This is a genomic window from Shewanella mesophila, assembly GCF_019457515.1.
Taxonomy (GTDB): Bacteria; Pseudomonadota; Gammaproteobacteria; order Enterobacterales; family Shewanellaceae; genus Shewanella; species Shewanella mesophila.
In genome coordinates this window covers 2,010,671-2,032,408 of record NZ_CP080421.1, presented here as the reverse complement: position 1 = coordinate 2,032,408, position 21,738 = coordinate 2,010,671, and the positions used below count along the sequence as shown (strand labels likewise).

Here is a 21,738-nt window from a genome sequence, read left to right as displayed (position 1 = left end):
CATGTTTGAAATTGTTATCGCCATCGCACTTTTGGGTTTATTGGCCCTCGTTTTTGGTGCACTGCTTGGATACGCCGCCGAAAAGTTTAAGGTTGAAGGCAACCCTGTTATCGACCAAGCTGAAGCGCTGTTGCCTCAAACTCAATGTGGACAATGTGGTTACCCTGGCTGCCGCCCCTATGCTGAAGCCATCGCCAATGGCGAGAAAATCAACAAATGCCCTCCTGGTGGTACCGCCACTATGGAAAAGTTAGCCGAACTCATGGGAGTTGACCCTGAGCCACTATCCGCGACAGAAGAAGCACAAGTAAAAAAAGTGGCCTACATTCGAGAAGCAGAATGCATAGGCTGTACTAAGTGTATTCAGGCATGTCCAGTCGATGCGATCTTGGGTACTGGCAAGCAGATGCATACCGTTATCACCGACTACTGTACTGGATGTGATCTATGCGTCGAGCCCTGCCCGGTAGATTGCATCGACATGCTGCCAGTAGAACAAACCGTACAAACGTGGAACTGGAAGCTTAATGCAATACCAGTTATGAACATTAGTGAGGAATCAAAGTGTTAGCTTTATTTGAACAAATTGATAAAGGAACACTTTGGCAGGTCCCTGGCGGTATACATCCCCCCGAATTTAAGACCTTATCGAGCCAGTCTCCGATCGCTCGGTTACCACTTGCCGATCGTTTTATCGTCCCGATTCCAGACGTAGGTGAACACTGTACGTTAAACCTTAATGTCGGTGACACTGTCGATAAAGGCCAGCCACTGACGGTTGGAGATAGCTTTAGACACTTACCCGTGCACGCACCAGTTTCAGGTACTCTTGTTGCGATAGAAGAGCGTCCGAGCAATCATGCCTCAGGATTACCAGTCATGTGCTGCGTGATACAAAATGATCACCAGCAGCGATTAGCCAGCACAGTACATAATCGCCTTAGCCGCGATGATGTTCGGCAAATGTCTTCACAAGCGATACTCGCAAGAGTGCAAAGCGCGGGTATTGCAGGGCTTGGCGGCGCCGCTTTCCCGACCCATATCAAGCTAAAACCGGCGAGTGACATTGAACTGTTAATCATCAATGGCGTTGAGTGTGAACCCTATATCACCTCAGATGATCTTTTGATGCAGCAACACAGTGATGAAATTATTGCTGGTATCGAGATCATTCATCAGTTGCTCAGCCCCAAACGCATCATTATTGCGATTGAGGACAATAAACCTCAAGCCATAGAGCAGATGAAACATGCACTCAATCGCAGTGCATTACCGAACAAATGTGCTCGTGTTACTGCGATCCCGACCCTTTATCCGTCGGGCGGCGAAAAGCAACTGATCCAAATATTGACCGGACAAGAAGTGCCATCAGGCTCAATACCTGCACATCTTGGGATCTTGGTGCAAAATGTCGGAACCGTCTTCAGTGTAGAACAAGCCGTCTATAGCAATATCCCGCTTATTGAGCGAGTTGTTACCTTAACGGGTAACAATATTGCTAAACCAGGTAACTACTGGGTTCCCATCGGTACGCCCATTGAGCATCTTCTCAGCTGCACACAATTTAAGGGCGATAGCCACTCTCCTGTCATCATTGGCGGCCCAATGATGGGTTATATGCTGCCAAATAGAGATGCTCCGCTACTCAAGGGCAGCAACTGTGTACTCGCGCCTAGTAGCGAAGAGATAGCTCCCCCGTCAACAGAGAAGCCTTGTATTCGTTGCGGAGAGTGTGCAATAGCCTGCCCAGCACAACTGCTACCGCAACAGCTTTTTTGGCATGCAAAAGCTGAAGAGTACGATAAAGCCGCAAGTTACAATCTACGAGATTGTATCGAGTGTGGTTGCTGCAGTTACGTTTGCCCAAGCGATATTCCGTTAGTCGAATACTATCGAATTGCTAAATCGGCACTGCGCGTTGAAGCCGAAGACAAGAAACAAGCAGAGCTAGCTAAACAGCGATTTGACTCCAGAATGTTGCGCCTCGAAGAGGAAAAACGTGCCCGTGAAGAGAAAGCAAAGCAAGCGGCGCAAAAACGTAAGGCAGCAATGTCAGGCAATGATAAAGATGCCATTGCTGCGGCAATGGCACGTATTAAAGCGAAGAAAGCGGCCGAATCACTAGATGCGACGTCGGTATCCGAGCCACAGCAAGATAAGGTTGCAGCCGCTATTGCAAGAGCAAAAGCCAAAAAGGCCGCGCAACAAGCTGAAATGGCAGCAGGAGAGATACCAACGGATAAAGCCGCTGAGTCGGCAACCAAAGACAAAGTTGCAGCCGCAATAGCAAGGGCGAAAGCCAAAAAAGCCGCACAGCAAGCCGCCACGGATGATCAACTTGATAATCAAACTGATAGTCAAGCTGATAGTTCTGTGAGTCGAGCAGTAAATAATGCTGTGAATAGTACGGCGGATGTTAAAGCTGCTGCGAGCCAACCACTTACTCAACAAGAGAAAGTGGCTGCAGCGATTGCCCGAGCCAAAGCCAAGAAAGCAGCTAAAAATAGTGAAGTATCGAGTAGTAAGGTTACTGAGACGGATAAACAATCTTTCGATGAGACTTTACCACAAACAGAGGCGACACAAACTTTGAGTGAAGCTGATGCCAAAAAAGCTAAGATAGCGGCGGCAGTCGCTAGAGCCAAAGCAAAGAAAGTGGCTACTCAAGATTCAACTCCTGCGATATCTGCGTCGGCAGAGATACCACCGACTGCGGAACTATCGACAGCTGTTGGCTCGCCAGTGGCGCAAGCATCAACAAGCGATACCGAGTTAAAGAAAGCGAAAATTGCTGCGGCTGTCGCCAAGGCAAAAGCCAAGAAGGCGGCAAATCAAGTTAAGAGCCAAGATAAAACAGATGACAATGCAAGGTTAACCACAGATACACCATCGGATAGTGACCCTTCATTATCGCCTGAAGCGATCAAGCAACAACGCATTGCCGCAGCGGTCGCGAAAGCCAAAGCTAAAAAGCAAGCAAAAGCAATTGAAGCAGCGCAGCAACTCGAGCAAAAGGATTCATAATGGCTTTTAAGTTGGCGTCATCGCCGCATTTAAACACCAGTTCACAAACTAATACTTTGATGCTCAAGGTAATGTTGTGCACCCTACCCGGCCTTATCGCCCAATGTTACTTTTTTGGTGCTGGCGCGTTAATCCAAGTGGGATTAGCAATACTGACCGCGGTATTAACAGAAGCTTTGGTATTAAGGTTACGTAACCGCGCCGTTGCCATCACCTTAAAAGACAACAGCGCCGCATTAACAGGCCTACTTATTGGCCTTGCGATTCCTGCCCTTGCGCCATGGTGGATAGCCGTTATCGGTACGGTATTCGCCGTTTTAGTGGTAAAGCAGCTCTATGGTGGGCTGGGCAATAATATTTTCAACCCTGCTATGGCGGCGTACGTCATGCTGCTTATTTCGTTCCCGCTGCAGATGACCACATGGGTCGCTCCCACTGGCGGAGCCCTAAATGAAATAGGCATTTTATCGAGCCTACAAACTGTTTTTCAAGGTGCTAGCCCAGCTGAGATACTCGCTTATCGAGCCGGAGTCGATGGTGTAACCATGGCAACGCCACTCGATGCGATAAAGACCAGCTTATCGACGGGATTAACCATTAATGAAGCACTTGCCAAACCAACCTTTGAAAGTGGGTTTGGGATAGGTTGGCTATGGATAAATATTGCATATCTGTTCGGCGGTCTCTGTATGCTCAGACTCAAACTGATCCGCTGGCAGATTAGCATTGCAATTATCGCAAGTCTATTTACCTTCGCCAGTATCGGATATTTACTCAGCCCCGACACCCATACAGGTCCGTTGCTACACCTATTTTCTGGTGCAACCATGTTGGCGGCGTTTTTTATTGCTACCGATCCCGTTACTGCGGCAACAAGTACCAGAGGCAGGCTGGTCTTCGGTACCCTAATTGGCTTGTTAGTTTATGTGATCCGCACATTCGGCGGCTATCCAGATGCATTCGCATTTGCGGTGCTACTGGCTAACTTATGCGCGCCCTTTATCGATTATTATGTCAAACCTCGAGCCTACGGCCACCGAACTAGCCGCTAAGTCGCAGGCAGGAGTAATAAGTGAAACGATCTATAGCAAAAAATGGCAGTTTACTCGGGCTCTTTGCACTTGGTTGCACAGCCCTAGTTGCCATGGTGAATCATTTGACCTTTGAGCAGATAAAGGAGCAGCAAGATCTGGAGTTGATGCGCACTTTACATCAAATCATTCCCGATGAGCTGCATGATAATGCGCTAATTGAACACTGCATATTGATCCATAATGAAGCGGCCTTAGGGATTGATGAACCTCTGCCCGCTTATATCGCCACACGCCAGCAGGAGCCTGTTGCAATTGCTATCGAGACAATCGCGCCTAATGGCTATAATGGTCAAATTGAGCTTATTGTCGCCATAGATATTAACGGTGAAATACTGGGCGTTCGCACCTTAAACCATAATGAAACCCCGGGTCTTGGCGATAAAATTGATTTACGCAAATCCACTTGGGTTACTGCATTTAGCGGTCAAGAGATAAACGATAACAATGATTCTGACTGGGCAGTAAAGAAAGATGGTGGCCAGTTTGACCAATTTACTGGTGCGACAATCACCCCAAGGGCTTATGTCGGCGCGGTAAAACGTACCCTGCTCTATTTCAATGCTAATAAAGCAGAACTCCTTACTCGCCCAGCAAATTGTGAGGTTTCATATGAGTAATTATCACGAAATCGCATGGCAAGGGTTATGGAAAAATAATCCTGGTTTAGTGCAGCTTTTAGGATTATGTCCCTTACTTGCCGTCACCGCCACACTCACTAATGCCATAGGCTTAGGCCTAGCCACAATGCTGGTACTCATCGGCTCAAATATTTTGGTCTCTCTGGTAAGAGACTATGTTCCTAAAGAGATCCGTATTCCCGTATTTGTAATGATCATTGCAGCGCTCGTGACCTGCGTTCAACTGCTGATCAACGCTTATGCCTATGGTTTATATCTGTCTTTAGGGATCTTTTTACCACTTATCGTCACCAACTGCGTAATTATCGGCCGAGCGGAAGCTTTTGCCTCACGTAATACCGTTGCTAAGGCTGCTTTCGACGGATTAATGATGGGATGTGGGTTTACCCTTGTGTTAATGGTACTCGGCGCGTGCAGAGAGATTTTGGGCCAAGGCACTCTATTTGATGGTGCCGATCTGCTGCTCGGCGATTGGGCCAAAGGATTAACGATCCACCTGTGGCAAGTAGATACCAACTTTCTATTGGCTATGTTGCCTCCTGGTGCCTTTATCGCGATGGGCTTTTTGATCGCTGCAAAAAATGTAATAGATAAAAAGGTTGCCGAGCAGCGACCAGCTCCAGAGACTGAGCAAGCTGTTACCCGTGTCAGAATAACCAAGGTGAGTTAACGGATGAATTCAGATAAGCGCCATCAGATCCTTAATATCTTACGAGACAACAACCCTAAACCGGAAACAGAGCTTAATTTCTCCTCACCGTTCGAATTACTCGTCGCTGTGACCCTGTCGGCGCAGGCCACCGATGTCAGTGTGAATAAGGCCACTGACAAGCTTTTTCCTGTGGCTAACACGGCGCAAGCTATCTTTGACTTAGGTGTCGAAGGCTTAAAGCAATACATCAAAACCATTGGGTTATATAACAATAAAGCGATTAATGTCATCAAGGCATGTGAGATCTTAATTGAAAAGTATAACGGTGAAGTCCCTGAAAACAGAGAGGCGCTAGAAGCCCTGCCTGGAGTGGGCAGAAAGACCGCCAATGTTGTACTCAATACCGCGTTTGGTTGGCCGACAATCGCAGTAGATACCCATATCTTTCGCGTAGCTAACCGCACAAAATTCGCCATGGGTAAAAATGTAGATCAAGTAGAACAAAAGATGTTAAAAGTGGTGCCTGCAGAATTTAAAGTTGATGTGCATCATTGGTTTATTTTACACGGACGCTACACCTGCTTAGCCCGTAAACCTAGATGTGGTAGCTGTTTAATCGAAGAGCTATGTGAATACAAAGAAAAGGTTTATCCCGACGAGTAGCCATTGCTCAGAAACAATAAACAAAAAGCCGCAATTGCGGCTTTTTGTTTATTTTACATTTAGAACATACAAACAAAGAATACTGATAGAGCTAAAGCAACAATCACAGTGATCCCAAGTGCCATTTTTAATTCACTAGCCATAGTTATACTCCTTAATTATTTAATCCCATTATCCTGACCCTCACTCTTTATACCAAGGATTTAGCCTAAATATGTGACGCCAGTCATAGGCTATTGCTAACCAATATGAGAGGAGCTGGAGATCCAAGGTAAATTCCCGTTAACCAATGAAACAATGGGAGCTCAATCGCCAAGCTTTAACCCTAATCGTTATCTTTAACTCTGCATATTTAGGAGGCAGAGGACAAGGCGAGTCCTGATTTATTGCTGTAAAGCATGTATGCTCATTACGCTTAGATTATTGTTATAATAGTCAATCTCCTAACACTAAACTAGAGGTCTTCATGGCACAACTTCTACATACCATGCTCAGAGTCGGCAACCTAGAGCGTAGTATCCATTTTTATACTGAAATTCTTGGTATGAAGCTGCTCAGGAAATCAGAAAACCCTGAATATCGTTATACCTTAGCCTTTGTTGGATTTGACGAAGAAGCCAGTGGCGCTGCCGTCGTTGAACTGACCTATAACTGGGATACTGAAAACTATGACTTAGGCACAGGCTTTGGTCATCTCGCTATCGGAGAAGCCGATATCTACAGCCGTTGCGCGGCCATTGAAGCGGCAGGAGGCAAAGTGACCCGTCAACCCGGTCCCGTTGCTGGCGGAACGACAGAAATAGCTTTCGTTGAAGATCCTGATGGCTATAAGATTGAGTTTATTCAACTTAAATCAGCACAACACGGATTAGGCTAACAGGGTACTTTCGATTTAAAAAAAGCGCCAAATTGGCGCTTTTTTATTATCTAACCTGAACTCGGGTTATCTCGCTTTGCCTAAGAGCCTACACTTAAAACTTAGATTTAAAAGCGTAAACTTAAGTGCCAACTCCTAGCTTAAAACTTGAAGGTAACACCTGCAAAGTATTGACGGCCAACCGTATCGTATACTTCTGGTACTGTACCACCGTCACTACCGTTAGATACACGTGATGGTAACTCATCGGTTAAGTTCTTAACACCAGCACTCATCATCCAACTGTCGTTGAAAAAGTAGCTTGCTGAGATATTATGATACAGAACCGCATCGACTTTTGTACCTTCACCTAGGTCGTCCATCTCACCGATGTAACGGTTAAAGTACATCACGTTCCAATCACCTTGGCCCGCTTTGATACTGAAGTTGTTACGTACTTTAGCGTAAGCACCAAAATTTCCATCGATGGTATTGGTATAATCAAGGCCATCTTGTTCGAAGTTAAGCAAATAAGTGGTGTCGTTACTCACGGTCCAATCTAGGCTTAAGGCTTCAAATCTGTATGCTAGGTTGAAATCGATACCACTGGTATCTTGATAACCAACGTTAGTCAGCGAATTAGTAAGCTTAGACAAGTCACCATTTGGACCAATATTAAATGCTTCACACGCACTCACATCGCCAGCAAAACAGTTATCTAAACCAGCCTGCGTATCCATACGAGCAATGGCATTTTTCACTTTAAAGCGCCAATAATCGAGCGTTAGAGACATTCCATCAACATAACTTGGTGAGTACACTAAACCAGCAGTGTACGACTCAGACTCTTCAGGCTTAAGATCTTCATCTGATGTGCGGATCACTAAGATCTGTGGATCTTGCTCATTCTTCCACGGATCCGTTAGGTAATCGAATGAACCTGAATTACCGCCATATAGTTCACTAACACTTGGTGCACGGAAACCAGTTGCAGCAACGGCACGAAGCATTAGGTCATCAGTGGCTTCATAGGTTAAGCCTATTTTCCAAGTTGATGCATTACCAAATGTTGAATAGTCATCAAAACGTAGTGCAAATTCACCCGTCAGTTTATCACTGAACGGTACACTCACCTCCTGGAATACCGAGATAACATTGTAGTTACCATCAGTCGGATCTTGCTGAGCTGCAGTACTGTCACCGGCAACGACGATAGGATCTGGATTATAATAACCGCTCTCATAACGGTATTCTGCTCCGACCGCAAAGGCTACAGCGCCAGCATCAAGGTCAAAAAGCTCACCATTTATACCTGCTGATAACACATGCTGCTCGTTACCACCATCAGCTTGCTCAGTGTAAGCGACACTGTCGAGCAAGGCTTGATCTGTCATCGGTTTGCCCGTGAACCAAGCATCTTGATCGGCATATATTGCGTTAGTCATTAGCTTAGCATTAATTGAGTTTTCGACTGATGTGTCAGCCTTGTTCTTGCCATAGGCATATGACAGATCCCAATTCATACCGTTATTGATATCTAACGAACCTTCGAGAGCAGCAGAAACACGAAGCGTATCGGTATCTTGCTTATTGATACGTGGGCCAACGTCATTCATCCGTTTTCTGTAATTAACTTGGCCCTTGTCATCAGCCTTAATACCTGCATCAATCATATCTTGATCAAGTTCCATACAGGTAACAGGATCATCACCCGCTTGGCAAACATCTAACATGATATCGGCTGGCTGCGCCGCCATCTGCTGATTTGATTTACGCTTGGTATATAAAATGTCGCCAGTAAAAACGAGAGCAGAGCTTAATTCCTGGGTCATATTGGCAAATAAGCTATAACGCTTACTTGGCGTTTGATAGTAGCTGTCTTGGGTGTAATCGTAGCCAGAATCACGCGCAATCCAATTACCGTTTTCATCCTTAATTAATCCACCTAGTGAACCTTTAGGAATAAATGAGCTATTACCTGGATCGGTAAAATCACGGTCCGATTGAATAACACCTCTACGCTCAGAATATGCCGCGCCGATAGTATAGTTACCTTTTTCAGTGTTAAAGCCATATAGTGCGCTTATTTCACCATTCTCACCGTCACTCTTATCAGTCATGCCACCAGTGACATCAATTTGAAAGCCTTCAAAATCTTTCTTAGTGATGATGTTAACTACGCCAGCAATGGCATCTGACCCATAAACAGCCGATGCACCATCTTTTAAAATCTCTACCCGCGCAATCATAGCCACAGGAATAGAGTTCAAATCGACAGCACTATCGGCACCAGAACCAGAGTTAACCATACGGCGGCCGTTAAGCAGTACCAATGTACGTTGCGATCCCATACCACGTAGATCAACCTGGGCAACACCATCGGCACCATTGTTAGTGCTCGAACCTACAGCGGCACCAGCCATAGAGGTTTGTACTTGCAACATTTGATCAACCGAAGTAAAACCTTCAGCTTTAATCGTTGCAGCATCGATCACTGTTACTGGAGAAGCGGTTTCCATATCTTGACGCTGGATGCGAGAACCCGTTACCGCGATACGTTCTACAGCGGCATTGTTATCTTCTGCAGCAACGGCACTGTTTACCATAACAAAGCTACTTGTAGACACTGAAGCAATTAATCCCAGTTTAATCGCAGAGGCCAATTTAGTTGTTCTTATCATTCTAGTGAAACTCCCTAGTTATCTAATTATTATTACACGCCTGATTTTATGCGTTACATTCGATACTGTAGTTTCACCTGCACCTCGTCAATCCACCAAATATTTAACGAATAGCTTTACAGTGTAAATTTAATGTTTAATTCATGTATTACAGATTAATAACCGGAGCGAATAAGAAACGTTGTATATTTAAATTCAGATTATTTCGCTAACAAAATATGATTTTTTCAGTGATTATGACGGCATCAATTTAAACATAGGCGCAACACGCACAATGTCAATTTATGTGACACGGATCACATAACACTTAAAAATATTAAGCATAGCAAAACAATTAAAATGCATATTTATTTAGATAAAAACAACACGCCCAGCCAACAGTGGAACTTAAAATATCTTATTAACAATGATTTAATTATGCACGAACCGTTAGGTTAGTAACCGTTAAAATACATAAAACCAACATATGTATCATGCTATGACTATTGGTTATGCAAGTAAAAACAACTCATCACTTACCGGTTTTAACTGCTTAACTCATATTTAAGCTAACTAATAATGCTATTTAAATAAATGATATAAAAACATTTTGCATTCACGACTAAACAATTACTCTACTAAAAATACTATTATTAATCTTATCAAATGTCATAAATGAATCTGTTTATATATTTCCAATAACATTAATAAAGAAGTGACCCAATCAGTGTCGTAGAATTCAACTCTGAAGACCGATTAGTAATCATAATTATTACTGAAATAAATCGATTCATCCCTACTCTAAGCACCACATAATTAACATTAAGGTATTATGGAAAATAGGTGATAGATAGTGACGCTTTTAGAGTAATTTGACACAGACAATTCACCCGCAACCATAACTAAAGCACTAGGCGCTATCAGGTGTAATACCTGTCAGTATAAGAAAGTGATCTGCTCCGCGTGTTTTTGGCAACTCATTCAAGGCAAATGGACAATATAATGGTTACCCTTGTGAAGCCAAAACACGCCTAACAGGCCAGTTTTAGCGCTTTCGATGCTGTTTAACGAGTTTGCCCCTAGTTCAATTATGGGCTTTATTCGTTACAATCAACAAGGGCTTGTATGTTCCCGACATACTTAAGACATTCACTCCATCCCTGGAGGTCAGATCCTTAATGCACGACTATATGGATATAAGAGATAGGCTAACGCATGGAGCGGTTACCGAAGATACTAGAGCCTAGGCGCAATTAAGGGCGGCATCTCATAAGCGCTAAATTCTTGCTGAGCGATCAAACCTTTATACAGATTGGGATAATATTGAACTGTATTAACTAATGAAAGATAAAATGGGATGGATAATAGAAGAGAAAAAAAGCATCAACGTCTCATCGCAGAATTTTATAGCTCAAACTGAGGCTATCAGCTTGAGCTATGGTGAAAGTGTCCTATCAAGTCTGGGCTACTACAGCTCAGGTTTGATTAAGTTAAAATGTTGATAGGCTCTTGGCGTTGCTATTCGTCCTCTGGGCGTACGCTGTATAAAGCCCTGCTGGATCAAAAATGGCTCCAATACATCTTCAATGGTTTCGCGCTCTTCACCTATCGCCGCCGCTAAGTTATCGAGTCCTACAGGGCCACCCATAAACTTATCGATAATCGCTAGTAAGAGCTTACGATCCATGTAATCGAAACCTTCAACATCAACGTCAAGTAGATCGAGTGCACTTTCAGCTACCGCCTTAGTGATCTCACCATCATGTTTGACTTCTGCGTAATCTCGAACTCGGCGCAGTAACCGATTAGCGATACGTGGAGTGCCTCTTGAGCGCCGTGCAACTTCTATAGCGCCAACATCGTCGATAGGCAATCCTAAGACGTTTGCCGAACGTGTCACAATGGTGCTGAGATCGGTCACGTTATAAAACTCGAGGCGCAGCGGGATGCCAAATCGAGCCCTTAATGGCGAGGTTAAAGCGCCAGCTCTGGTCGTCGCGCCAATTAGCGTAAATGGCGGTAGTTCTAATTTAATAGAGCGGGCTGCAGGACCTTCACCAATCATGATATCGAGTTGATAATCTTCCATCGCTGGGTAAAGAATTTCCTCTACCACAGGGCTAAGTCTGTGTATCTCATCGATAAACAGTACATCACCCTCTTCAAGGTTAGTCAGCAATGCCGCTAAATCCCCCGCCTTTTCCAGCACAGGCCCCGAAGTCGACTTAATATTAACGCCCATTTCATTTGCAACAATCATCGCAAGGGTGGTTTTACCTAAACCTGGCGGACCATAAATCAACATATGATCTAATGCTTCACCGCGCTTCTGCGCAGCTTCGATAAATACCTTAAGTTGGGCGCGAGTATCATCTTGACCAGTATACTCGTCGAGTAACTTAGGTCTCATTGCTCTGTCTACCTGTTCATCACGCTCCTCAATGCCTTGAGGCTGCGCGTGAATTAACCGATCGGCTTCTATCATCTGATCCTCATTTTTTGCGCTATAACATCGACTTTAGTGCTGCTTTAATCAAGGTTTCTGAGTCCATGCCATCTTGGTAAACCCCAGATACCGCTTTGCTTGCTTGTGCAGGTTTGTACCCTAAGGTCAACAGTGCCGCTATCGCATCTTCTTCTGCACTGTTAACTTGAACGGCTGGCGTGTAATTGGATTGCAAGACAAATTCTCGCTCTGAACCATGAGAGGCTTCCATTAAACTTTTCAGTTTGTCGCGCATTTCGACAAGCAAACGTTCTGCGGTTTTCTTTCCAACGCCAGGCAGTTTCACCAAAGTCGCGATATCATCATGCTCAACGCACTTAACAAATTCGGCGGCAGTCATCCCCGAGAGTATAGTCAACGCGAGTTTGGGCCCTACGCCGTTGGCTTTAATCAATAAACGAAATAGCGCTCGCTCTTGTTTCGTCACGAACCCATAGAGTAACTGGGCATCTTCGCGAACCACAAAATGAGTATAAATCACCGCTTCATGGTTCAAATCTGGCAATTCATAAAAGCTAGTTAATGGCATCTGTAACTCATAGCCGACACCACTTACTTCAATGAGTATCTCAGGCGCTTGTTTCTCAACCAATAATCCACGTAGACGACCGATCATCTGTACCTTCCATATGTTCTTGAACTTGCTTTACCACCTAGTGCTATCAGACTTTGATAAGTATGGAAATGACATACTGCAACCCCTAATGCATCGGCAGCATCAGCTTGAGGCGCCGCAGGCAACTTTAATATCTGCTGGATCATATGCTGCACTTGGGATTTCTGTGCTCGGCCAGTCCCTACCACTGCGCTCTTAATCTGGGTTGCTGAATATTCTGCCACAGGCAAATCGGCATTAGTCGCGGCAACAATCGCCGCCCCCCGAGCTTGACCCAATTTGAGCGCAGAATCGGCATTCTTTGCCATAAAAACACGCTCAATAGCAAATTCGTCGGGTTGGTATTGGCGGATTATCTCGCTTATTCCATCGAAGATAATCTTCAAACGAGAAGGTAAATCATCGGCTTGGGTGCGTATACAGCCACTTCCAAGGTAGATTTGGTGCCGACCTTGACACTTGATCACCCCATATCCAGTGATCCGAGAACCAGGGTCAACACCTAATATAATTGGCATGTAATATCCAACAAGTTACTCTAGCTCCTGCATGATCTCATCTGAGATCTCGGCGTTATGATAAACCTCTTGGACATCATCGTGATCTTCAAGGTTATCAATCAAACGTAAAAATTTAGGAGCAGTGTCTGCATCCAAGTCTGCTTTAGTCGATGGTACCATGGTCACTTCAGCGTTAATCGCTTCAATACCTGCCGCATCTAACGCATCTTTTACGGCGCCAAAATCTTCCGGCGTGGTGTAGACATCAATTGATGTGTCATCGTTAACGACAACATCGTCAGCCCCCGCTTCAAGCGCTGCATCCATAATCACATCTTCATCTGCACCTTCGTCGAAGGAGATCACGCCGCGTTTATCAAACAAATAAGCGACCGAACCATCAGTCCCTAAATTGCCGCCTGATTTACTAAAAGCATTACGCACACCCGATACCGTACGATTACGATTATCAGTCATGGTTTCAACCATAACAGCAGTTCCGCCAGGCCCATACCCTTCATACATGATAGTTTCGAGTACTTGACCGTCGAGCTCTCCCGCCCCGCGTTTAATCGCACGCTCCACGGTATCGCGAGTCATGTTATTGGACAGCGCTTTATCTATTGCGGCGCGAAGTCTAGGATTTGAATCAGGATCTGAACCACCTTCTCTGGCTGCGACCGTCAATTCGCGGATGAATTTAGTGAACAGTTTACCGCGTTTCGCATCTTGGGCTGCTTTGCGGTGTTTGATATTGGCCCATTTACTATGACCTGCCATAAATGACTCCTTATTCGAGAATCTCTCGAAAAAGCCGAGCTTTCGCTCGGCTTTTTTACTACTTTATTCTGCTTCTTTTTTCGCTTCGACTACTGCGATACCAAGCTCTTCTAGCTGGACAGGGTTAGCAAACCCAGGTGCATTCGTCAGCGGACATGCCGCGGTCGTTGTCTTAGGAAATGCCATCACGTCACGAATAGAGCTCGCTCCAGTCATCAACATGATAATACGGTCCAATCCAAATGCCAGACCCGCATGTGGCGGCGTACCATATTTAAGCGCCTCAAGTAAGAAGCCAAACTTCTCCTGCGCTTCTTCATCATTAATACCCAGGATGCGGAATACTGCAGACTGCATATCGCTATTATGAATACGCACCGAACCACCACCTAATTCGCAGCCATTTAGCACCATATCATACGCATCTGAAATCGCGGCAACTGGGTTCGCTTCAAGTTCAGCTGGGGTCATGTTGCTTGGCGCGGTAAATGGATGGTGCATCGCATGTAAGCCACCATCAGATGTGCGCTCAAACATTGGGAAGTCGACAACCCATAATGGTTTCCACTCGCCTTCAAGCAGATCAAAATCCTCACCGACTTTAAGACGTAACGCGCCCATCGCCTCGGCAACGATATTAGCTTTATCTGCGCCAAATAAGATCAAGTCGCCATTGGCAGCATTGGTGCGGCTTAAGATGGCGTTAACAACCTCTTCGCTAAGGAACTTAAGTACAGGCGATTGGATACCTTCCATGCCCTTCTCTAGTTCATTAACCTTCATCCAAGCCAAACCTTTAGCACCGTAAATATTGACATATTTGCCATATTCATCGAGCTGCTTGCGAGAAAGTGAAGCCCCGCCGGGTACGCACAATACCGCTACGCGGCCATCGACATCGTTAGCAGGTTCTTGGAATACTTTAAAATCAACATCTTTCACTAAGTCTGCAACGTCGATCAATTCAAGCGGGTTACGAAGATCTGGCTTGTCAGAGCCAAAGCGACGCATTGCTTCTTCAAATGTCATCTTAGGAAACTCACCTAAGTCAACATTGAGTAATTCTTTAAACAGACCACGAACCATCTCTTCAGTCTTGTCCATCACCTGCTCAGATGTCATGAACGAGGTTTCGATATCGATCTGGGTAAATTCGGGTTGACGGTCAGCACGTAAATCTTCATCACGGAAGCATTTAACGATTTGGTAGTAACGATCAAAGCCCGACATCATCAGCAGCTGTTTAAATAACTGTGGTGACTGTGGCAATGCAAAAAATTGCCCCTTATAAGTACGACTCGGTACCAAATAATCTCGGGCGCCTTCTGGCGTTGCTTTAGTCAGAATTGGCGTTTCGATATCAAGGAAACCATTGCCATCTAAGAAACGACGTACTGCGCTAGTGACTTTAGAGCGGAAAATGATACGTTCAGCCATTTCAGGGCGACGCAAATCGAGATAACGATACTTTAGACGTTGCTCTTCGGTGTTGTGCTGATTCTTGTCCATATTGATAGGCAGCGGCGCAGCACTATTAAGAATCGTCAGGGCTTTACCGAGCACCTCAATTTCACCAGTACGCATCTGATCATTAATTTGGCTCTCTGGACGAGCGCGTACAACACCTTTTACTTGTACGCAAAATTCACCACGCAACGTACTTGCGACTTCAAATACTTCTGGTAAATCAGGATCGTAAACAACCTGAACAATACCTTCACGATCGCGGAGATCTAGAAAAACAACCCCACCTAAATCACGGCTACGATTAACCCAACCGACTAAAGTGACCTCTTCTCCAACATGAGACCCATTGACGTCTCCACAATAATGACTGCGCATCTAACACTTTCCTTTCATCCACAAAGCTGTGCTTGGGGAATATTCAATACATGACAAAAGCGGCATTATAGTGAAATATTGCCGATTTCAAAACAACTTCATCATCTTAAAATGAAGTAAACTCTTGGGTTGGATAAATATCCACCAACTGAAACTAAATGTCGTAATTTGATTCACTTTTCTGCACTAAAAACCATCCCAAAGAGGGCTTCCCAACGTCAGTATCTTAAACTGAACGCTGCGCTCAGGTTAACTAAATCGCCTAATATCTTATACCAATCAGAATAAAGATGTGATCGCTGAGTAAGAATTTACGCTTCTACAGTAACAGTACTTAAAGCTGGCCGTTTTAGTAATCAAAGCGATCGATATAAACCAACGAATAAAAAGCACGAACAACCAATACCTATTCGACCAATTAATTAACTGTTATATGAGCCGATAAACGCTGGGCTTCTTAGCCGCGCGTTATGCACTTCGATAACATCGGCCACCATTTTGAACCGCTCGAGACATCAATTTATCCGCAAATTTCAGCAATTCTAAAGCATTATCTCCATCATTTGGATACATAGCGACACCAATGCTTACCGATAGTGCGACATCCTTGCCATCGATAACAAATGGGGTGCCAAATCCGCCCACGATGCCATCGGCAACTTGGCAGACCTTATCTAAATCTTTGACGCGATTTAATACCATAACAAATTCATTTTCACTAAATTTGGCCAAAGTGTCAGACTTACGTGCGGTCGCTTTCAATTTTTGTGCCCCTAACAGCAATGCTCGTTCTGCAAGCTTATGACCAAATTCTTGATTAAGTTCGCGTATGTTATCAAAGCATATAAACAGTACCGCAAAAGGCAGCATCTCTCTTCGATGTAACAACAGCGCCTGTTCTAGCCTATCATCGAGTAAGCTGCGATTGGGTAACCCGGTTCGTGGATCAAACTGCCCCAAATTAGCTAACTGTTGTTTAACTGAAGAGATCTCAGCGACATTATGTCGACGAATCCACCAAACGACAAACAAGAGTGCAAACAGTGAGATAGTCAAGAGCGCAAAAAAGCCATGTTGCCATGAGAGATAATCCAATTTACTCGTTTGCTCATCAGCGACCCAATGCTGGTAAATTTGGGTTTTCTGATCTTTTGACAACTGAGCGATCGCCTTATCAAGGATCGGCATTAATGGCTTCAAACTTGGATTAACACCAAAATAACTTTGCTCTGCGGCGTAGTCAGCCAACACCGACATCTTTAATCCTCGGTAATCGTCTCCTTTTAATTCAACGCCCATGTTGACCACTTTTTCGATAAACGCATCGGCCTTACCTTGCGCTACCGCATCGATCCCCGCCCGAGTATTGGGTACGAGGACTAACTCTATCCCCAACCCATTATTCATTAGATTAGGAATAAGATGATAACCCGCCACGATAGCTAATCGCTTGCCACTAAGCTGAGACAAATTAAATATCGAAATTTGACTTAAATTAGTGACTAGCCCCCAAGGTGATGGCCAATAGGAGGCTGAGAATAACAGCTCTTTCTCTCTGTCAGGTGTCTGAGCGACACTTCCTGCAATATCGATATCACCACGCTTGAGCGCGTCGAGTAGTTCGTTCCATTCATCAAATACTATCGGTTCGAGTCGTAGATTAAGTTTGTTCGCCAATAAAAGTTGACTGATCTCGCTGTTAATTCCCATAAACTGCTTGTCATCGCCCTGAAACTCCATCGGACGCCAATCTCTTAAGTAGCCAATTTTTAATGGCTTAAGGCTTGCTAAATAACGCATTTGCTCTGGCGTAAACTCCAAACTCTCTTGGCTCTTAGCTATAGTACGGTCTTCTGGGTCTAACACCCATTTGCTCTCAATTTGCGCTAACTCTTGCTGAGTGATCAAGTTAAACCCCGCTTCAATACGCTGGGCAAGTCCCTTATCCTCATTGCGAGTCAACGCATAAATATTGGTTAAAAACGACAATTCGTGGAATTGATGAAAATCGCCCCAAGAAGCTAATTTCAACAAATAATGCTGAGTCCATGTTGAAGAAGCCACAAATGCGGAGATATGCCCTTGCTTCGCAGCCGCTATCATTTGAGTGACATTGGCATAAAGCTTTAATTCAGAATCGGGTAACGATGCTTTAAGTTTATCTAAATAGGGCGCAGTCGGAACGGCTCCAACTCGTTTACCTTTTAACTCGTCAACAGTTTTCAAAGATTGCTGATAACTAAACAGGCGACTCTTAACTTGATATATTTGCCAAGCACGAGTCAAATTGGTTTTCATGGTGTCACTTTCTGGATAACCAATATGAATATCGGCTCGTCGATAGTTGATATCTTCCAACGTGTCAGCCATCGACGCAGGTTTAAACAACACATTGATGCCTGTTTTCTTAGACCACAACTTCCAGATATCGATATACATACCATGAGGTTCGCCGTCTCCCCCTAAATCGACAAAAGGTGGGATCCCTGTCGTCGTAGCAATCACTAGCGTATTGACATCGTGATTATAACCCAGCCATCGCTTATCTATTTCATCTCGAATAGTCTGAGACATAGCGGCGAATCCTTGATTCACTTTATCTAGTAAAGCTTTATTCCCCTTAGTCACGGCTGGTAAGATCAAGGTTTTTTTAATCAATAGACGATTATCGAGTGGAAACTCTTCCAATACAGTGCGACTAATTACAGTATCACGCAGATAACCTTCCATGCCCGCAAACACATCGACTTCACCATTAATCACACCATTTAGCAGAGCCGCCCTGCTCTTATAGTAACGAAAGTTAAGCCCCGAAATTTGCGCATGTAAAATAGACTCATGAGAAGATCCTCTGACTACGCCGATCCTATAAGGTAGCAGATCGCTAAAAGCGGCTTTATCTTTAAGTGACTTTCGTAAATAAAGGTAGGTACTTACCGTGCTCACGGAGTCGGCAAAATCGAAAACAGCTTCTCTTTCTACAGTGCGTCCCATACCAAGGTGAATATCGGCTTTGCCCTCTTCTAACTGCACCAGAGAGTCTTTCCAATGACGGGCAACAAACACGACTGGTGTTTTAGTTTGCAAAGCCCACTCGCGCCATAGGTCGACCAAAACCCCTTTGGCATCACCATTATCATCGACAAACTGATAAGGGTAGCTATCTTCGCCCATCACTAATATCAATGGACGCTCAGTTTCTGCAGCGATTAAAGAGCTAGACAAGAGTAGAAACGATCCAACGATAAAATAAATAAGTGACTTCAATGAATTTCCCTAGAACGTCAAGTCGCTGTGAAATGTATGTTATAAAAAAGATATTAGACAGAATTTTATCTAGAATTTCCAGTACTAGACTTGCTGCTAGCTGTTATCATTCGCTAGAATGAAAAATCGAATTAATCTAAAAAACTCTAATGAACTCTTCTCAAGACACTATATACGCCCAAGCCTGCGAAAACATCAGCGACTTTAAATTCGACGAAAGAGTCGCTGGGGTGTTTAATGATATGATTAAACGTTCTGTGCCTGGTTACGGACAAATTATCAATACACTGGGTGACTTTGCAACTAAGTGCGTGGTGCCAAACAGCCGTGTTTATGACCTAGGTTGCTCTTTAGGCGCTGCAACCTTAAGTGTACGCCGAAAACTCGACGGTCGTAATTGTACCATTATTGCGGTCGATAACAGTGAGTCGATGATAGAGCGTTGCCAGCAGAACTTAAATGCCTATGTCAGCGAAACTCCGGTGGATCTTATCTGCGCCGATATTCGAGATATTAAAGTAGAAAACGCCTCGATGGTGATCCTTAACTTCACCATGCAGTTCCTCGCCCCCAAAGATAGAGAAACACTCCTCAAAAACATCTATGATGGACTCTTACCTGGTGGCTTACTGGTTTTATCAGAGAAACTCACATTCGAAGACGCTCCTGTACAGAGTTTGCTCGATGAACTGCATCTAGACTTTAAGCGTGCTAATGGCTATAGCGAACTGGAAATAAGCCAGAAACGTAGTTCACTCGAACACGTAATGAAACCCGATTCGCTGCAGCAACATGAGCGGCGTTTAAACGCACAAGGCTTTAGCCACTTTAGCGTTTGGTTTCAATGTTTTAATTTTGCATCTATGGTGGCGATAAAGTGATTAATTTTAGTTCTTTCTACAAACAAATAGCCGATTCTAGCCTACAACATTGGTTAGAAAACTTGCCCGCTATACTGGGACAATGGCAAAGAGACAACAAACATGGCGATCTCCCCAAGTGGGAAAAAGTGCTTAATAAATTGCATTACCCAGCACCCGATCATATTGATCTGTTATCGACTGTGACCATAGGTAGCGGTAAACAATTAAGCGAAGGTGAGCAACAAAAGCTTGAGAATCTATTAAAAATATTTAAGCCATGGCGTAAGGGTCCATTTAATCTACACGGCATTCATATCGATACCGAATGGCGCTCCGATTGGAAATGGGAACGAGTACAGCCCCATATTTCGCCACTGGCTAATCGCACCGTTCTCGATGTTGGCTGCGGTAGCGGCTACCATATGTGGCGCATGTTAGGCGAAGGTGCAAAGCATGCTGTCGGTATCGATCCCTCCCCACTGTTTTTATGTCAGTTTGAAGCAGTTAAACGCCTTGCGGGTGAACATCATCCTATCCACCTATTACCCATAGGGATAGAATCTCTGCCGCCACTGGATGCCTTCGACACCGTATTTTCAATGGGAGTGCTTTACCACAGACGCTCACCTATCGATCATCTATTCCAGTTAAGAGATCAATTGCGGGCTGGCGGTGAGTTAGTGTTAGAAACACTGGTGGTCGATGGTGATGAAAATACCGTACTCGTCCCAGGCGATCGCTATGGAAAAATGAATAATGTTTGGTTTTTGCCATCGGTAAAAGCACTAGAAGCTTGGTTAAAGAAGGCCGACTTTGTGGATATTCGCTGCGTCGATGTCGACGTTACCTCATTAGCAGAGCAGCGCAGCACCGAATGGATGCCAAATGAATCTTTAGTAGATTACCTTGATCCCAATGATGTAAGTCTAACAGTGGAAGGCTACCCCGCGCCAAAGCGAGCCACTTTTATTGCCACCAAAAACCAACCAAATAAAGATTTAGTCTAATTTAAACAGTAGGGACGCACTATGTTAAAAAAGATAATTGCTATTACCCTTGCCTCTGCCTTAGTCGGCTGCGCCACCACAGATAACGTCGATAAACCTGCGCCAATTGATGCCGCAACGCTCAACGCCAGTTTAAGCCAACAACAAAGTGAGTTGGTGCAGCTGATTAATACCAATCAGACGACCCAATCTGCAGCCTTAATGGCATTAGCAAGTCAAGTCGATGAGTTAGCCGCAACCGTCACCAACAGCAAGCAGCAAGAAAACAGAATAATTGAAGTCCCAGTTCAGTGTGACCCGTCTCCAATTGGTGATAAATTTGTGTTGGGCGAAGTTGAAAATGTTTATATTGACGAAATTAAATCAGGCTTTCATTCTCGTATCGACACGGGAGCAGAGTCTTCATCTTTAGATGCACACAATATCATTTTATTTGAACGCGATGGTAAGCAGTGGGTACGTTTCGATGTGTTTACCCAAGGCTCTGATAAGCCTGCGCAAACATTTGAATCTAAAGTCGAACGCTTTGTACGAATTAAACAAGACTCAGATGAAAGCAGTGACCGTCGCCCCGTTATTCATGCTCATCTCCAAATAGGTAAATATAAAGCAGAAACCGATCTTAACCTTGTTGACCGCAGCCACCTTGAATATCAACTCCTACTCGGGCGCAAATTCATGCAAGATATTGCGGTTGTAGACGTTGCACAAAGCTTCATTCACGGAAAGACCACGCCTATATCGGCAGTAAAGTAAAATAGGATTATTTG

Annotated in this window: 17 protein-coding genes; 10 read left to right on the top strand and 7 right to left on the bottom strand. The window is 44.5% G+C overall.

The features are described 5' to 3' along the window. The first annotated feature begins 1 nt into the window (after position 1). From rsxB to gloA, 7 genes are all read left to right on the top strand, one after another. The gene (gene rsxB / locus K0I73_RS08835; protein ID WP_220064094.1) at positions 2–571 is read left to right on the top strand and encodes an electron transport complex subunit RsxB; all 570 of its coding nucleotides are present in this window, start codon (positions 2–4) and stop codon (positions 569–571) included. Continuing rightward, the gene (gene rsxC, locus K0I73_RS08830) at positions 565–3,024 is read left to right on the top strand and encodes an electron transport complex subunit RsxC (protein ID WP_220064093.1); all 2,460 of its coding nucleotides are present in this window, start codon (positions 565–567) and stop codon (positions 3,022–3,024) included. Before rsxB ends, rsxC begins: the two co-directional genes overlap by 7 nt. Further along, on the top strand, positions 3,024–4,076 hold the full coding sequence (gene rsxD / locus K0I73_RS08825) for an electron transport complex subunit RsxD (protein WP_220064092.1): 1,053 nt from the start codon (positions 3,024–3,026) through the stop codon (positions 4,074–4,076). Before rsxC ends, rsxD begins: the two co-directional genes overlap by 1 nt. Positions 4,077–4,096: 20 nt before the next feature. Beyond that, the gene (gene rsxG / locus K0I73_RS08820; protein WP_220064091.1) at positions 4,097–4,735 is read left to right on the top strand and encodes an electron transport complex subunit RsxG; all 639 of its coding nucleotides are present in this window, start codon (positions 4,097–4,099) and stop codon (positions 4,733–4,735) included. Next, positions 4,728–5,426: an electron transport complex subunit E gene (locus K0I73_RS08815; protein ID WP_220064090.1), complete on the top strand. Its 699-nt coding sequence runs from the start codon at positions 4,728–4,730 to the stop codon at positions 5,424–5,426. The genes rsxG and K0I73_RS08815 overlap by 8 nt, the downstream gene beginning before the upstream one ends. A gap of 3 nt (positions 5,427–5,429) precedes the next feature. Continuing rightward, positions 5,430–6,071, top strand: coding sequence for an endonuclease III (gene nth, locus K0I73_RS08810; protein ID WP_220064089.1), 642 nt, complete (start codon positions 5,430–5,432; stop codon positions 6,069–6,071). Between the two features lie 466 nt (positions 6,072–6,537). Further along, positions 6,538–6,948: a lactoylglutathione lyase gene (gene gloA, locus K0I73_RS08805; protein WP_220064088.1), complete on the top strand. Its 411-nt coding sequence runs from the start codon at positions 6,538–6,540 to the stop codon at positions 6,946–6,948. Positions 6,949–7,088: 140 nt separating this feature from the next. On the opposite strand, the gene K0I73_RS08800 is transcribed toward gloA, so the two are convergent. From K0I73_RS08800 to K0I73_RS08770, 7 genes are all read right to left on the bottom strand, one after another. Further along, complete coding sequence (locus K0I73_RS08800) at positions 7,089–9,608, bottom strand: TonB-dependent receptor plug domain-containing protein (protein ID WP_220064087.1); 2,520 nt, start codon at positions 9,606–9,608, stop codon at positions 7,089–7,091. Positions 9,609–11,055: 1,447 nt separating this feature from the next. Then, positions 11,056–12,072 carry a Holliday junction branch migration DNA helicase RuvB gene (ruvB, locus tag K0I73_RS08795; RefSeq protein ID WP_220064086.1) on the bottom strand — a complete coding sequence of 339 codons (1,017 nt, stop codon included), beginning with the start codon at positions 12,070–12,072 and terminating at the stop codon, positions 11,056–11,058. Positions 12,073–12,091: 19 nt separating this feature from the next. Continuing rightward, on the bottom strand, positions 12,092–12,709 hold the full coding sequence (gene ruvA, locus K0I73_RS08790) for a Holliday junction branch migration protein RuvA (RefSeq protein WP_220064085.1): 618 nt from the start codon (positions 12,707–12,709) through the stop codon (positions 12,092–12,094). Next, positions 12,706–13,227 carry a crossover junction endodeoxyribonuclease RuvC gene (gene ruvC, locus K0I73_RS08785; RefSeq protein WP_220064084.1) on the bottom strand — a complete coding sequence of 174 codons (522 nt, stop codon included), beginning with the start codon at positions 13,225–13,227 and terminating at the stop codon, positions 12,706–12,708. The genes ruvA and ruvC overlap by 4 nt, the downstream gene beginning before the upstream one ends. Before the next feature lie 15 nt (positions 13,228–13,242). Then, the gene (locus tag K0I73_RS08780; RefSeq protein ID WP_220064083.1) at positions 13,243–13,989 is read right to left on the bottom strand and encodes a YebC/PmpR family DNA-binding transcriptional regulator; all 747 of its coding nucleotides are present in this window, start codon (positions 13,987–13,989) and stop codon (positions 13,243–13,245) included. 63 nt (positions 13,990–14,052) lie between these two features. Continuing rightward, complete coding sequence (aspS, locus tag K0I73_RS08775) at positions 14,053–15,831, bottom strand: aspartate--tRNA ligase (RefSeq protein WP_220064082.1); 1,779 nt, start codon at positions 15,829–15,831, stop codon at positions 14,053–14,055. A 468-nt stretch (positions 15,832–16,299) separates the two neighbouring features. Beyond that, entirely contained in the window at positions 16,300–19,098 is a 2,799-nt protein-coding gene (locus tag K0I73_RS08770) for a transporter substrate-binding domain-containing protein (RefSeq protein ID WP_220064081.1), read from the bottom strand. 149 nt (positions 19,099–19,247) lie between these two features. On the opposite strand from K0I73_RS08770, the gene cmoA reads away from it, so the two are divergent. Genes cmoA through K0I73_RS08755 form a run of 3 tightly spaced genes read left to right on the top strand, consistent with a single transcriptional unit; the run spans position 19,248 to position 21,724 of the window. Beyond that, a complete protein-coding gene (cmoA, locus tag K0I73_RS08765; RefSeq protein ID WP_220064080.1) occupies positions 19,248–19,979 on the top strand; it encodes a carboxy-S-adenosyl-L-methionine synthase CmoA in 732 nt (243 codons plus the stop codon). Then, positions 19,976–20,968, top strand: coding sequence for a tRNA 5-methoxyuridine(34)/uridine 5-oxyacetic acid(34) synthase CmoB (cmoB, locus tag K0I73_RS08760; RefSeq protein WP_220064079.1), 993 nt, complete (start codon positions 19,976–19,978; stop codon positions 20,966–20,968). Before cmoA ends, cmoB begins: the two co-directional genes overlap by 4 nt. Before the next feature lie 21 nt (positions 20,969–20,989). After that, positions 20,990–21,724, top strand: a complete 735-nt coding sequence (locus K0I73_RS08755; RefSeq protein ID WP_220064078.1) for an ATP-dependent zinc protease family protein — start codon at positions 20,990–20,992, stop codon at positions 21,722–21,724. Positions 21,725–21,738 lie beyond the last annotated feature (14 nt).